This window comes from Rhodoferax sp. (assembly GCF_044236835.1).
GTDB lineage: Bacteria > Pseudomonadota > Gammaproteobacteria > Burkholderiales > Burkholderiaceae_C > Allorhodoferax.
Window position 1 is genome coordinate 35516 of record NZ_JBIIGC010000002.1, and the last position, 14551, is coordinate 50066.

At 64.2% G+C, this 14551-nt stretch carries 12 protein-coding genes; 9 read left to right on the plus strand and 3 right to left on the minus strand.

What is annotated here, in order from left to right:
- Positions 1-67: 67 nt before the first annotated feature.
- Positions 68-682 (plus strand): FMN-binding negative transcriptional regulator, encoded by a 615-nt coding sequence (locus ACILRC_RS01755; RefSeq protein ID WP_395667619.1) that lies wholly within the window; start codon positions 68-70, stop codon positions 680-682.
- A 79-nt stretch (positions 683-761) separates the two neighbouring features.
- The gene (locus tag ACILRC_RS01760; RefSeq protein WP_395667620.1) at positions 762-1139 is read left to right on the plus strand and encodes a hypothetical protein; all 378 of its coding nucleotides are present in this window, start codon (positions 762-764) and stop codon (positions 1137-1139) included.
- 20 nt (positions 1140-1159) lie between these two features.
- Here ACILRC_RS01760 and argH read toward each other — a convergent pair whose 3' ends face one another.
- Both argH and ACILRC_RS01770 read right to left on the minus strand, forming a co-directional pair.
- Complete coding sequence (gene argH, locus ACILRC_RS01765) at positions 1160-2593, minus strand: argininosuccinate lyase (RefSeq protein ID WP_395667621.1); 1434 nt, start codon at positions 2591-2593, stop codon at positions 1160-1162.
- Positions 2594-2649: 56 nt separating this feature from the next.
- Positions 2650-4335, minus strand: a complete 1686-nt coding sequence (locus ACILRC_RS01770) for a dienelactone hydrolase family protein (protein ID WP_395667622.1) — start codon at positions 4333-4335, stop codon at positions 2650-2652.
- Positions 4336-4380: 45 nt separating this feature from the next.
- Here ACILRC_RS01770 and ACILRC_RS01775 point away from each other — a divergent pair, with 45 nt between their 5' ends.
- Both ACILRC_RS01775 and ACILRC_RS01780 read left to right on the plus strand, forming a co-directional pair.
- Entirely contained in the window at positions 4381-5418 is a 1038-nt protein-coding gene (locus ACILRC_RS01775; protein WP_395667623.1) for a sensor histidine kinase, read from the plus strand.
- Positions 5415-6200 carry a LytR/AlgR family response regulator transcription factor gene (locus tag ACILRC_RS01780; RefSeq protein WP_395667624.1) on the plus strand — a complete coding sequence of 262 codons (786 nt, stop codon included), beginning with the start codon at positions 5415-5417 and terminating at the stop codon, positions 6198-6200. The genes ACILRC_RS01775 and ACILRC_RS01780 overlap by 4 nt, the downstream gene beginning before the upstream one ends.
- 66 nt (positions 6201-6266) lie before the next feature.
- Here ACILRC_RS01780 and ppc read toward each other — a convergent pair whose 3' ends face one another.
- The gene (gene ppc, locus ACILRC_RS01785; protein WP_395667625.1) at positions 6267-9131 is read right to left on the minus strand and encodes a phosphoenolpyruvate carboxylase; all 2865 of its coding nucleotides are present in this window, start codon (positions 9129-9131) and stop codon (positions 6267-6269) included.
- 57 nt (positions 9132-9188) lie between these two features.
- Between ppc and hemC the strand changes: the two genes are divergently transcribed.
- The 5 genes from hemC (at position 9189) to ACILRC_RS01810 (ending at position 14465) form a co-directional block, all read left to right on the plus strand.
- Positions 9189-10115 carry a hydroxymethylbilane synthase gene (gene hemC, locus ACILRC_RS01790; RefSeq protein ID WP_395667626.1) on the plus strand — a complete coding sequence of 309 codons (927 nt, stop codon included), beginning with the start codon at positions 9189-9191 and terminating at the stop codon, positions 10113-10115.
- Between the two features lie 2 nt (positions 10116-10117).
- The gene (locus tag ACILRC_RS01795; protein ID WP_395667627.1) at positions 10118-10903 is read left to right on the plus strand and encodes a uroporphyrinogen-III synthase; all 786 of its coding nucleotides are present in this window, start codon (positions 10118-10120) and stop codon (positions 10901-10903) included.
- Complete coding sequence (locus tag ACILRC_RS01800; protein WP_395667628.1) at positions 10900-12015, plus strand: uroporphyrinogen-III C-methyltransferase; 1116 nt, start codon at positions 10900-10902, stop codon at positions 12013-12015. Before ACILRC_RS01795 ends, ACILRC_RS01800 begins: the two co-directional genes overlap by 4 nt.
- A 2-nt stretch (positions 12016-12017) precedes the next feature.
- The gene (locus ACILRC_RS01805) at positions 12018-13319 is read left to right on the plus strand and encodes a heme biosynthesis HemY N-terminal domain-containing protein (protein WP_395667629.1); all 1302 of its coding nucleotides are present in this window, start codon (positions 12018-12020) and stop codon (positions 13317-13319) included.
- A 69-nt stretch (positions 13320-13388) separates the two neighbouring features.
- Positions 13389-14465, plus strand: a complete 1077-nt coding sequence (locus tag ACILRC_RS01810) for a GGDEF domain-containing protein (protein WP_395667630.1) — start codon at positions 13389-13391, stop codon at positions 14463-14465.
- Positions 14466-14551: the final 86 nt, after the last annotated feature.

A 14551-nucleotide genomic window follows, 5' to 3' on the forward strand; every position in this document is an offset into this window, starting at 1 on the left:
GTGGCTGGTAGAGTGTCGGGGACCGCTGGATTTAGCGGTCCCGACGTCTTCCCCCACAGAGCGCGCGATGTACATCCCAGACCACTTCTCCATCAAAAACACCGATGCCCTGCACAGCATCATCCGCACCCATCCACTGGGCGCCTTGGTAACCCAAGGCCCGCAGGGGCTCGACGCCAACCACATTCCGTTTGAGCTGGACGCTGCGCGCGGCGTATTGACGGCCCATGTGGCGCGGGCCAATCCAGTGTGGCAGCAGTGCGGTGCGGGCTGCGAGGTGCTGGTGGTGTTTCGCGGCGAGGCGGCTTACATCTCGCCCAACTGGTACCCCAGCAAACATGTGTCACACCGCCAGGTACCGACCTGGAATTACGAGGTGGTGCATGTGCACGGGCAGATGACGGTGCAGGACACCGAAAAGTTTGTGCGCGGTGTGGTGGGTCGCCTGACCCGCACCCACGAGGCCACCGAGCCCAAGCCCTGGAAGATGGGGGACTCCGCGCCGGAGTACATCGACGGCATGCTCAAAGCCATCGTGGGCATCGAAATCCAGATCAACCGCATGGAAGGCAAGGCCAAGTTGAGCCAAAACCGCGAGGCAAACGACCGCCTGAACGCAGCGGACACCTTGGCCAGCCATGGCGACCTGGCACTTGCCCAGGCCATGCGCAACGCCGGTTAGGCCCATCCCACGCCGGGCTTGCACGGTGCTGTCACCTCCAACGGTTACTATCGACCGAGGTCAAGCAAAGGAGTTCGGTATGGCGGTTACCCCCGGTCGTGTGTTGCGCAATCTTGGTGTGTTGGTCCTGGGATTGGTGCTGCTGTTTGCGGGCTACACCGCCTTCACCCTGAACTGGAGCTACTCCACCGGCGAGCGCGCCGGCTTCTTGCAAAAAATCTCCGAGAAGGGCTGGATCTGCAAGACTTGGGAGGGCGAGCTCACCTTGGTGTCCATCCCCGGAACCACACCGGAAAAGTTTTTGTTCTCGGTGCGCGACCCTGAGGCGCACAAGGCAATCAGCGCGGCCATCGGTACCAAGGTGTCCATCACCTACGAGCAGCACAAGGGCATCCCCACCAGTTGCTTTGGCGAAACCGAGTACTTCGCGGTGGGCGTGAAGCCCATCGCGTACTAAGCGGCGCTGACGGGAGGCCTTTAGCTTGGCGCTTGCGCCAAGCGGAGACGGTGGCGGGCAATCTGCAGCCGCACTTGCGCTGGTGCGGTGCCGCCCAGGGTGTTGCGGGCGTTGAGCGAGCCGCGCAGGCTCAGGCAGTCAAACACATCGGCTTCAATCTGTGGGTGGAACTGCTGCAGTTCGGCCAGCGGTAGCTCCGACAAGTCCACACCCTTTTGGATGGCGGTTTTGACCGCATGGGCGACCACCTCGTGGGCGTCGCGAAAGGCCAGCCCCTTTTTGACCAGGTAGTCGGCCAGGTCGGTGGCGGTAGCGTAGCCCTTGCGCGCGGCGCGCTCCATGGCTTCGGGCTTGACGGTGATGCCACCCACCAGTTCGGCAAAGATGCGCAGCGTGTCCTTGAGGGTGTCCACGGTATCGAACAGTGGCTCTTTGTCTTCTTGGTTGTCTTTGTTGTAGGCCAAAGGCTGGCCCTTCATCAGCGTGATCAGGCCCATCAGGTGGCCCACCACACGGCCGGTTTTGCCACGGGCGAGCTCGGGCACATCGGGGTTTTTCTTCTGCGGCATGATGCTCGAGCCGGTGCAGAAGCGGTCGGCCAGGTCGATGAAGCCAAAGCTCTGGCTCATCCACAAAATCAGCTCCTCGGACAAGCGGCTGATGTGCACCATGGCCAGCGTCGCTGCTGCGGTGAACTCAATGGCAAAGTCGCGGTCGCTCACTGCGTCCAGGCTGTTTTGGCAGATGGCAGCTTGGCCCTGCGCGTCCACCATGCCCAAGGTCTTGGCCACCATCTCGCGGTCCAGCGGGTAGCTGGTGCCCGCCAACGCGGCGGCGCCCAGCGGCAGGCGGTTGACGCGCACACGCAGGTCATGCAATCGCTCAGCATCGCGGCTGAACATCTCCACATAGGCCAGCAGGTGGTGGCCAAAGCTCACCGGTTGCGCCACTTGCAGGTGGGTAAAACCTGGCAGGATGACCTCGGCGTTTTTCTCTGCAATGGCCAGCAGTGCGTTTTGCACATCGGTCAGCAGCTCACCAATCAGATCGATCTCGCCGCGCAACCACAGCCGCACATCGGTGGCGACCTGGTCGTTGCGGCTGCGCCCGGTGTGCAGGCGCTTGCCGGCATCACCCACCAGTTGGGTTAGGCGTGCTTCGATGTTGAGGTGCACATCTTCGAGGTCAAGTTTCCATTCAAACTGGCCCGATTCAATCTCGTGCCACACGGTGGCCATGCCGGTCTGGATGGACTGGTGGTCGGCCGCGCTGATGATGCCCTGGTGGGCCAGCATGGCGGCGTGGGCCAGGCTGCCGGTGATGTCGGCCTGCCACAGGCGTTTGTCAAAGAACACGCTGGAGGTGTAGCGCTTGACCAGGTCGCTCATAGGCTCGGAGAACAGCGCGGACCACGCCTCGGATTTTTTGTCGAACTGGTTGGCGGGGCTTGTCATGGGGGTGGGGTTGGAGGTGGTGGTTAGGTTGGTGGTGTAGGCGGCCCGGCGGGCACCTACTGGCCGGGGGACTTGGGCGGTATGTTCGTTTGAACAGTGCGCAAGTAGTTTTGCAGGACGCCGCGCCAGATCCGTGGCACTTGGTAAATGAAGTGGCCGTCCATGCGAGGCAGCGGGGGATGCAGCAGCAAGGTGGCATTGCCGCCGCCTGCGGTGAAAGCCTGGTGCGCAGCGCGCACGGTGGCGGCTGAGTAGCGGCTGTCGTTCTCGGCAAAAATCCACAGCGTGGGAATGGACGTGGCTTTGCCGAATTCGGCAAAACCATTGACCATTTTTTCGTTGATGTAACCCGGTGTCGCCCGGCCATCGGGGCCCCGTACGTCGCTACGTCCGCCTGAGAAATTGACCAGACCAATGACTCCCGGCAAGTTCAGCGTGGCCACTTGCATCACGGCATAGCCACCCGCCGATTGCCCACTGAGCACCACGCGGTTGGTGTCGATGAGCGCGAACTGCTTCAAAAAATCCAGCACGGGCAGGATTTCGCGGGCATGGACTTGCGCCTTGTAGGTGGGGTTGAAATCGTCGAGCACGTTCTCGTAGGTGTACAGGCCGTCGGACAAGCCCACGCCACGGCGTGCCGGAAAGGCGACCGCCCAACCGGCCTGCAGGAATTCGCGGGCGACGACCATGTCCACCATGCGTTGGCGAAAGCGGACCGGCGGGTGCTCCACCAGGACATCGCCGTGGTTGAAAATCGTGACCGGAAACGGGCCCGCGCCGTCCGGGTACAGGATGGTGATTTCCCGCGTCTGCGCGCCTAAGGACTCCGGCATCGCGTAGCGCAGCACCTGCTCGCGCCAGGCCACTGCTGCGGGGGCGTGCCCGATGCCGCTGGGCGGCTCCCGGCCATCAAGCCACTGTGCGATGACCTCGGCAGTTTGGGCTTCGAGACCCTCGAGCGTGTTCTGGCTACCGCGACCACACACCGTGTTGCGCTCGGCCTGCGGGTAGCCGGCCAGCACCATCCGAAAGCCATTGCGTTGCGCCACCATCGCAGCGTCGGCAAAGGACACGTAATCGCACTGCGTGCCCGGTGACTGCAACACCATCACCTGCCGCTTCAATGACTTCCAGTCATAGGCGCGGTAGTTTCGAAAATCGGGGCTGACAAACACCAGCCGGCCCGCGCCAGGCAGGCGCTGGCTCACTGGCACCAGTTCGCCGGCATCTTCGCCAAAGCCGGCGAGGTGAATCGGTAGTCCGGGGAACTCCTGCTCGAGCTGGAGCATGACCGCGCGCACGTCGGCTGCAATCTCGGGCAGTGGACGATTCGCCAAGCTGCGGCGATTGGCATCGCTGGGGATATCGGCAGCCACAAACACCACGCCGTGGTTCGTCAGCAGCGGGCCCACACGCGACCACGGTAGCACGGGGGCGACGCGGTCCACCTTCGGATTTTGTGAGAGTTGGGGCGCGTTGAAGCTAGAGACATACAGCAGAACATGGCGCGCGCCGCCGCCCTGCGGTGCGGCGATCGACAGGTTGATCGTCGCAACCTTGCCGGTGGGGCCGGTGCGGGTGCTGACGGTTTGCAATCGCCACTCGACCTCTTGCGCGCCCGCCAAGCCATACAGCCCCAACCACAGCGCCAACGCCGCCGCCAGCAACAGCCCCAAGCGCTTGCAGCCTGGCGCAGGCGCATCAGCGGCGTCCAAGGGGCAGGCTGCGCTCACTGCCACAGCCCAGCGCCACAATCGGGTAAAAACATCACAACACGCTCCCCTATGAAAAACGCCCAAATGGTATCGGTTTTCCAGGACGCGCCAGCTGCCGGGGCGGGTGCTTCTGGCGTTGCCGCGCCGGTGTTGGATGTGTGCCAGTTGGGCCTGGTGTTACGCACCGTTGTGTGGGTGGAGTGCGTGGTGGTTGTGGCCTGCATGTTCGGCGCCATGCACTTTGAGGACTGGTTGTTGCGCACCGCGCTGGTTACCGGCGGCGCCCTGCCTGCCACCCTGGCTTGGCTGCTGGTGGCCTGCTCGCTACGGCACCGGCTGGCGGCACTGGGACTGGGCTGGCAGTCTGCCGTCGCGGTGGTGCTGGGTGCGTTGGCTGGCGTGCTGGCGTGTGCGATGGTTGCGCTGTCGCAAGCCGGGGCGCCCGCACCGTGGCTGGCCAGCGCCAGTGCTGGCGGTCTGCTGTCGGCTGTGGTCGTAGTGGCCCTGGTTTTGCGTGCGCGCAGCCAACGTGAGGCCGATGCTGCCGCCCAGCTGGCCGATCTGCAGTCCCGTATCCGCCCCCATTTTTTGTTCAATACGCTCAACAGCGCGATTGCCCTGGTGCGTGCCGAGCCGGACAAGGCCGAGCTGCTGTTGGAAGACCTTAGCGATCTTTTCCGCCATGCGTTGGTGGACCAAGGGGCCTCGGTTGGCCTGGAGCAGGAAATCGCGTTGGCCCAGCGCTATCTGGCCATTGAGCGGGTGCGGTTTGGCGATCGATTGCGGGTGACTTGGCAGGTCGATCCCGACGCCGGTGTCGCCCGGGTTCCATCTCTGTTGCTCCAACCCTTGGTGGAAAACGCGGTGCGTCACGGTGTGGAACCCAGTGCCTCGGGTGCAGATATAGGGATCACGGTGCAGCGCCGCCGCTCGGTGGTGGTGATCACCGTTACCAACACGGTGCCGGCCGGTCCCGGCCCCGGCGGGGCTGGGGTCGCGTTGCGCAATGTGCGTGAGCGATTGGCTTTGCTCCACGATGTGCAGGGCCAGTTTTCCAGCGGCTTGAAGGACGGCGTGTTCCAGGTCCGTGTGGAGGTTCCGCTGTGACAGCGCAGCCCGGTGTTGAGCGCCCACTGCGGGTGCTGGTGGTGGATGACGAACCCCTGGCGCGCGCACGCCTGAGTACGCTGCTGCGGGCTTGCCGCGACCCGAGTGCCGAGACGATGGCACAAGCCGACAGCGCGGCCCATGCGTTGGCATGTTTGCAGCAGCAAGCCACCGACCTGGTGCTGCTGGACGTCCACATGCCTGGCATGGATGGCCTCTCCCTGGCCCGCCAGATCGCCGACATGCCGTATCCGCCCGCCTTGGTGTTCGTAACCGCCTACGCCGAACATGCGGTGGACGCCTTTGAACTGGACGCGGTGGACTACCTGACCAAACCGGTGCGCCAGGATCGTCTGCAGGCTGCGCTGCACAAGGTGCTGCGGTTTCTGAATCAGCGCGAAGCTGCGCCCACGCAAGTCAGCGATGCCGCAGTGCTGGTGATCCAAGATCGCCACCGCACCGAACGCTTGCCGGTGGCTGAGGTGCTGTACTTCAAGGCCGAGCTCAAGTACATCACGGTGCGCACGGCGGCACGCAGCTACGTCATCGAGGGCTCTTTGGGCGAACTGGAGGCGCGCTACGGCGATACCTTCATTCGCGTGCACCGCAATGCCTTGGTGGCCAAGCGCGCAGCACGCGCGCTGCAACGCCACCACGATCCGAACGAAGGGGAGGGTTGGGCCTTGACCCTGGAGGGGGTTGATGCCCCCTTGGTGGTATCGCGTCGCCAGTTAGCCGCAGTGCGTGAGATGTTGCTGGGGCACCAGGCAGTTGCCAAATAGTCCAAGCAGCCCGACCGCCGCAACCCGCTCCTGCAGCGCGCTGGCGTAGCAGCGGGGCGCAGCGTTTCAGCCCGTGTTGCGCAAGCCGGCCGCAATGCCGTTGATGGAGATGTGGATACCGCGCTTGACCCGTTCGTCGGTGATTCCTGCGCGGTAGCGGCGCACGAGCTCCACCTGCAAGTGGTGCAGCGGGTCGATGTACGGAAAGCGGTGGCGGATCGAGCGCTGCAGGGCCGCGTTTTCGCTCAGCCGCTGCTTCTCCCCCGTGATGACGGAGAGCGCATGTGCGGTGGCATGCCACTCGTTCTCGATGGCAGTGAAGATGCGCTTGCGCAGCTTGGCGTCGGCCACCAACTCGGCGTAGCGCGAGGCCAGGGCCAGATCGCTTTTGGCCATCACCATGTCCATGTTCGAGAGCAGCGTTTTGAAGAAGGGCCACTGCTTCACCATTTTTTGTAGCAAGGCCAAGCGCTCTGCGCTTTGTTGAGGCGTATCGCACTGGGTGAAGGTCGCCACGGCCGAGCCAAACCCGAACCAGCCTGGCAGCGTCAGGCGGCTTTGGCCCCAGCTAAAGCCCCAGGGGATGGCGCGCAGGTCTTCGATGCGCTGCGAGGGCTTGCGCGAAGCAGGGCGCGAGCCGATGTTGAGTTCGGCAATTTCGCGCAGGGGCGTGGCGCTGAAAAAGTAGTCGCTAAAGCCCGGCGTCTCGTAGACCAACGCGCGGTATGCGGCCATGCTGCTGGCCGACAGCTCGGCAGCCGCATCCAGAAAGGCCTTGCTGGCCGATTTGGTCGGTTGCAGCAGCGTGGCCTCTAATGTGGCGGCCACCAGGGTTTCGAGGTTGCGCCGCCCGATCTCGGGGTTGGCGTATTTGGATCCGATCACCTCCCCCTGTTCGGTCAGCCGAATCTGCCCGCGCACCGTGCCCGGAGGCTGCGCCAGGATGGCCTGGTAGCTGGGCCCGCCGCCACGACCTACCGTGCCGCCGCGGCCGTGGAACATGCGCAGCTTGATTTTGTGGCTGGCCTCCAACTGGTTGAACAACTCCACGAGTGCGATTTCGGCCCGGTACAACTCCCAGTTGCTGGTGAAGATGCCGCCGTCTTTGTTGCTGTCGGAGTAGCCCAGCATGATGTCTTGCTCGCCACCGCTGCGCTGCACCAGTGCGGCCACACCTGGCAGCGCGTAAAACTCGCGCATGATGGGTGCGGCATTGCGCAGGTCTTCGATGGTTTCAAACAGTGGCACCACGATCAGGTCGCTCGCTGCCTGTGTGTCCAAAGTGCTACGCACCAGCCCCACTTCTTTTTGCAGCAACAGCACTTCCAACAGGTCGCTCACCGTTTCGGTGTGGCTGATGATGTAGTGGCGAATCGCCTCGTGGCCAAAGCGCTGGCGCATGTCTTTGGCCATCGCAAAGATGGCGAGTTCTGCGCGAAGGTGGTCCGAGTATTGCGCACCATGCACACGCAAAGGGCGGGCATCGTTGAGCAGTTGCAACAGCAGCGTGCGCTTGGCGGTTTCGTCCAAGGCCGGGTAGTTGGCCTCCACCCGCGCAGTGGCCAAGAGCTCGGCAACCACCTCCTCGTGCTTGTCTGAACTTTGGCGCAAATCGACGGTGGCCAGGTGGAAACCAAACACCTCGACGGCGCGGATCAAAGGGTGCAGCCGTTGCCCCACCAGAGCGCCCGCGAAGTGGGTCTTGAGCGAATGCGCGATGGTTCGCAAATCGGCGCAAAAGTCTTCTGCGCGCAAGTAGGGGTTTTGGGGCGGAACCGCATGGCGTGCCGCGCTGGTGCCAGTGAGTTCTTGCAGCGTGGCGGCCAAGCGCGCGTACATGCCGATCAGCGCCTTGCGGTAGAGCTCGTCTTGGCGATGTGCATTGCTGTCTGGTGATGCATCGGCCAGCGCCTGCAGTTCGGGGGTGCAGCGGTTGAGCATGGCTGAAATTGACAGCTCGCTGCCCAGGTAGTGCACTTCGGTCAGGTAGTGGCGCAAAGCCACCTCGGACTGGCGGCGCAGCGCGTACTCCAGCGTTTGGGCGCTGACATTGGGGTTGCCGTCGCGGTCGCCACCGATCCACTGGCCCATGCGCAGGAAGCTGTGCACCGGTTGCTGTCCCAAGAGCTGTTCAAGCTCGGCGTACAGCTTGGGGATTTCGCGCAAAAACGTCGACTCGTAGTAGCTCAGCGCGTTCTCCACCTCGTCGGACACGGTGAGCTTGCTGTAGCGCAACAGGCGGGTTTGCCAGAGTTGCATCACCCGGGCGCGGATCTGCGCCTCGTTGGCCGCCAGTTCGCGGGGGGTGAGCGCGTCTTTCTTGCCCTGATAAGCCGCTGCGCGCTGGCGGATGTCGTCGCGCGCGGCCAGCAGCTGGGCGATGTCGCGCTCGGCGTCCAGAATGCTTTTGCGCTGCACCTCGGTGGGGTGGGCGGTCAGCACCGGCGCCACATAGCTTTGGGCCAAGGTGTTGGAGATCGTCTTTTGCGTGATACCAGCCCAGCGCAGGCGCTGCAGCGCTACCTCCAGGCTGCCTTCCTGGGTTTCCCCAGCGCGCTCGTGCACTGCGCGGCGGCGGATGTGGTGGCGGTCTTCGGCCAAGTTGGCCAGGTGACTGAAGTAGGTGAAGGCGCGGATCACGCTCACCGTCTGGTCGCTGCTCAAGCCCTTGAGCAGTTTCTTGAGTGCCTTGTCCGCCGCTTGGTCGGCTTCGCGCCGGAATGCAACCGACCATTTGCGGATTTGCTCGATCAGCTCGTAGGCCTCCACGCCCTCTTGCTCACGGATCACATCCCCCAAGATGCGGCCTAGCAAACGGATGTCTTCCACCAGGGGCCGCTCCTTGGTTTTTTGGCCGGCAAGCGACGCGGTGGAGGGGCCTGTTGCAGGGGGGGTGGCAGCGGCGTTTTTCATGGTGGGCCATGCTAGCATCGCCGACGAACCTGCCGTTACCGCGCCGTTACCGCGTCCCATCCACGCCTTCACGCCATGACCTCCAAGCAACATTTCACGATCGCAACCCGCGAAAGCCGCCTTGCCCTGTGGCAGGCCGAACACGTCAAGGCTTTGCTTGAGCGCGCGGGCCATGTGGTCACGCTTTTGGGCATGACCACGCAGGGCGACCAAATTCTGGACCGTGCCTTAAGCAAAGTGGGTGGCAAGGGGCTGTTCGTTAAAGAGCTGGAGGCGGCGCTGGAGGACGGACGTGCCGATCTGGCAGTGCATTCGCTCAAAGATGTTCCCATGGAGTTACCGGAAGGCTTCTCGCTTGCTTGCGTGATGGAGCGCGAGGACCCACGTGACGCATGGGTGTCTGGCCGCTACGCGAACTTGGAGGCGTTGCCCCAAGGCGCGGTGGTGGGCACCTCCAGCTTGCGCCGCATGGCGCTGCTGCGTGCGCTGCGCCCGGACCTGCGCATCGAGGCCTTGCGTGGCAATTTGGACACCCGACTGCGCAAACTCGATGAGGGCCTGTATGACGGCATCGTGCTAGCTGCAGCCGGCCTCAAGCGGCTGGGCTTGGCTGAGCGGATTCGCAGTGTGTTTGAGACCGACCAGATGCTGCCCGCCGCAGGGCAAGGCGCGCTTGGTATCGAGGTGCGCAGCCACCGCTCTGATGTGGTGCAGGCGCTCGCGCCCCTGATGCACCCGGCCACCTGGCTGGTGGTCTGCGCCGAGCGGGCGGTCAGCCGTGTCATGGGGGGGAGTTGCTCCATGCCATTGGCAGCGCATGCCACCTGGAGTGGACCCGTCTTGCACCTGGAGGCAGCCTGGGGCGATCCCCAGGGACAACACGCCTTGGTAACAGCCCAGGGCAGCGCGTCGGTGCACGACACCCAAAGCGCGACGGCGCTGGGCGAAGCGGTCGCTGGCGATCTGCAGCGGGCTGTGGCCGCGCTGGATGCCGACCGCTAGCGATGCGCCTGCTGCTGACCCGTGCCCAGGCGCAGGCCCAGCCCTGGACACAGGCCCTGCGAGAACGCGGACATGCGGTGCAGGAACTGGCCTTGATCGCCATCCACCCGGTGCCCGACCCGCAGCCCGTGCTGCGCGCCTGGCAGGCTTTGCACACCTACGACGCTGTGATGTTTGTCAGCGCCAGCGCGATCGACCATTTTTTTGCTTTGCGGCCTGCGGGCACGCCCTTCACTGCTCGCGCCTGGGTTACCGGCCCTGGCAGTGCGGCCGCGCTGCTGCGTTGCGGACTGGATCCTCAGCAGGTTGATGTGCCCGACGCGGCCCAGGGGCAGTTCGATTCCGAAGCGCTGTGGCTGTTGGTCGGCAGCCGGGTGGTGCCGGGCTACCGGGTCTTGGTGGTGCGCGGTGGCTCTTTGGCGGATGCAGACCACCCAGAGGGCGACGCACAAGGCGCCGGCCGCGATTGGTTTGCCCAGCAAGTGCGTGCAGCGGACGCAAATGTGGACTTTGCAGTAGCCTACTTGCGGGGCCTGCCTGTGCTCGATGACAGCGCGCGCACCCTTGTGCGGGAGGCTGCGGGGGACGGGACGCTGTGGTTGTTTAGCAGTTCAGAGGCGATTCGCAATCTGGGCTTGCTGTGTCCCGCGCAGCGCTGGCAGGACGCCCGTGCATTAGCCACGCACCCCCGCATCGCGCAAACCGCGCGAGCACTGGGATTTGGCGTCGTCTGGGAGTCCCGCCCCACGCTGGCGCAGGTGCTTGCGTCGATAGAATCCCTGCCATGAAATCCGAGCCCGCAGCCCCTGAAGGAACCACCGAGGCGTCTGCGGCCAACCTTTCGGGCCCTGCCGAACCCGCGAGCCCTGCGCCAGGGTTGGCTAGCGGGCCAGCGCCGTCACCCCTGCAAGCACCCTTAAACGAGAAGACCCTCAAAACTTTACTGGCGGTCGTGGCGGTGGTCGCAGTGGTAGGTGTGTTGGGCGCCTTCATGGCATGGCAGAGAGTGGGTGACATGCAGGAGCAGTTGGCCCGACGAAGCGCCGACACCGCCAACTTGGCCGCTCAAGCCCATGCGTTTGCCAAACAGGCGCAGGATCTCTCCCTGGACACGGCCGCCAAGCTGTCTGTGGCGCAGGCGCGTTTGGCCGAAGTGTCTTTGCAGCGCAGCCAGCTGGAAGAGTTGATGCAAAGCTTGGCCCGTTCGCGCGATGAAAACTTAGTGGTCGATATCGAATCCGCCTTGCGCCTGGCGCAGCAGCAAGCCCAGCTCACCGGTAGCCTCGAGCCTTTGCTGGCCGCGTTAAGGAGCGCCGAGGGCCGTATTGCGCGCGCCGCGCAGCCCCGCTTGTCGCGCTTGCAGCGGGCTATTGGGCGGGACATTGCGCGCGTCAAATCCACCGCCTTGGCCGACACACCGGCGCTCTTGGCCCGGCTCGACGACCTGGTCAAGCAGATCGACGACTTGCCGGTGGGCAACGCGGTACCAGCGCAGGCCACCGAGTCACCCAAGCGCCGCATTGACGAGCCGGCCGGTGCCTGGTGGGCCCGCTTGGGCGCGACGGTGCGTGACGAGCTGCGCGCGCTGGTGCGGGTGGGCCGCATCGAACACCCCGAGGCTGCACTGCTTGCGCCCGAGCAAGCATTTTTCCTTCGGGAGAACCTCAAGCTGCTGCTGCTCAATGCCAGGCTCGGTTTGCTCTCACGCCAAACCGACGCGGCCCGTTCCGACTTGGCCAAAGCGGGTGTTTTGCTGCAACGTTACTTCGACAGCGGCTCGCGCAAAACCCAGTTCGCGGTTCAGGGCCTGGCGCAAGCGCAGGGGCAAATGCAGTCGCTGGAAATCCCACGTATCGACGAGACACTGGCGGCGCTGGCCACCGCCGCAGCAGGGCGCTGAAGATGCGGCTGGCGCTGTGGCTGTTGGGCTTGTTTGCGGTGGCTGCGGCCACCGCGCAGTTTGCCGGCAGCAACCCGGGCACGGTGACCCTGTACTGGGCGCCTTACCGGGTGGACTTTTCGCTCAATTTGGTGTTACTGGTGCTGCTGGCGTGTTTTGTTTCAGGGCATTTGTTCTTGCGTGCGGTGACAGCCATGTTCGCCATCCCGCGCCAGGCCAAGCGCTGGCGCTTGCAACAGAAGGAGCGCGCGATGGGAGAGGCCTTGCTGGAGTCCCTCTCCCACATGGCCGGTGGTCGCTTTATTCGGGCGCGCAAGGCGGCCGAGCTGGTCGCCACATTGGAGGCATCCATGGACCGCACCGGCGACGCCTTGCCCCACGCAGATGCTTTGCATGCCATGGCGCATCTGCTGGCGGCCGAGGCCGCGCACGCGCTGCAGGACCGCACGGTGCGTGACGGGCATTTGCAGCAGGCGCTGGAGCGTGCCACAGCGCGCGACGCAGCCGAGTTGCGTGATGGCGTGTACCTGCGGGCGGCGCGCTGGGCTTTTGACGACCGGGATCCCGCCAAATCGCTCGAGTGGTTGGACCGCCTGTCGCAGGGGGCGTCGCGTCGCACCGTGGCTTTGCGTTTGCGCTTCAAATCCGCACGCCTGTCGCGCCAACCGGTGTTGGCCTTGGAATACGCCCGGGTGCTGACCAAGCACCGTGCCTTTTCCGAGATGGCTGGCAAGAGCATTGCGCGGGGCCTGGCACTTGAACATGTCATGGCGGCGCACGATCCGGCCCAACTGACGCGCGCCTGGCAGCAGCTGGATCTGCCCGAACGGCTCATGCCTGACGTGGCGATGCAAGCCGCTGAGCGTTTACTCGAACTTGGAGGCGGTGCCGAGTTGTCGCGGCAATGGGTTGCGCCCATTTGGGAACAGTGGGTGCAAGCGCAGGGCTCGCCTGGGAGTGACCCGGCAGCGGCGCAGTGGGTGCGCATGGTGCGTATTCTGGAGCGCGGTTTTGGCGAGCAGGGCGACCCGCCCGATGCACACTGGCTTAGTCGGATCGAGGCTGCGCAGATGGCGCGGCCCCGCGACCCGGTATTGCAGTACTTAGCTGGCATGGCCTGTATGCGTCTGAGCTTGTGGGGCAAGGCCCAGCAACTGCTCAAACAGTCTTTGTCGCTTCTGCAAGACCACCGGCTCAAGCGCGATGCGTGGCATGCTTTGGGGCGCATGGCCGAGCAGCGCAACGAGCCCGATGTGGCCTCCCACGCCTACCAACAGGCACTCAAAGAGTCCGCCAAAACCTGAGGTTTTTTGCGGGTGTTGCCCCGGGTTTGGTAGGGTGACGCGCGCTGCTTTCAGGGCTATTATGTTTTTATGGCCACACTCACCGACCACCTCATCAAGCTCACCGACCACCGCGAGCGCGACCTACTGGAACTCACCCTGGCCAAGGCCTTGATCGACTTGCTGCCTGTGCAGCGTGTGATCATTGCCAAGTTGCTCAGCGAAGACGGTGTGGATCGCTGGATGGAGGTCGTGACGCTGGATGTCCGCGGCGGAGGCAAAGTGGTAGACCCCTTGCGAGTGGAGTTTGCGACCTTGCCGCTGCTGGAGGATTTCAAGCAACGCGCGCAATGCCTGCGCGAGCGCGCCCAGGTGGTGTTCGCCTGGGCGGGCGAAGACGGGCCACGCATCACGTACTTGCCGCTGCTGGATGGGTCCCGCGATGGTGCCGACTGTGTGGTGGAGTTTCATTCTGGTGGGTTGCTTTCGGCTGGCGAGCTCGAAGCGATCGGGCGCCTGCAGCATGTGTTTCGCAACATGTTCCACCTGCTTGCCTACAGTGACCGCGATGGTCTGACCGGGCTGCTCAACCGCAAGTCTTTGGACGACACGTTTTACAGCGCAGTGCTCGACGAACTTGAAGCTGGCGCCGCTGGCAGCGCGCGGCTACTCGAGGTGCAAGTCAAGGCGGGCCAGGAGCGCCGCCACCGTGTGCCGCCGAACTACTGGCTGGGCACGGTCAGCGTCGACGGCTTCTCAGCGATTTCCGATAAACATGGCCATCTGATCGCCGAAGAAGTCTTGCTGTTGGTCGCGCGTGTTTTGGCCAACACCTTCCGTACCTACGACCGCCTGTACCGGTTGGGTGGCGAGCAGTTTGCGGTGTTGATGCATTGCCCGGATGAAGCCCTGGTGCTCGCAGCGTTTGAGCGCTGTCGCGCGAACGTGGCCAAGTTCAACTTTCCGCAGGTGGGCACGGTCACTGTCTGCGGCGGCTTCACCAGGGTGTCAGCCGATGATTCTCCCAGCACTGCGCTAGAGAGAGCCGAGCGCGCAGTGGACTACGCCCAGCACCAGGGCGGCGACCGAGTGGCTGGGCACGCTGATCTGGTGCGCCGAGGCCTGCTCAATGGGGCGGCCAAGGTCGGTGCGATTGACATCATTTAGTGGCGCACTGCGCACAATACATCAGGGCCCGAGGGCCCTTATGTATTGGCACGCGCTTCTGAGCCCGCCGGTTTTTCCGCCGCTAG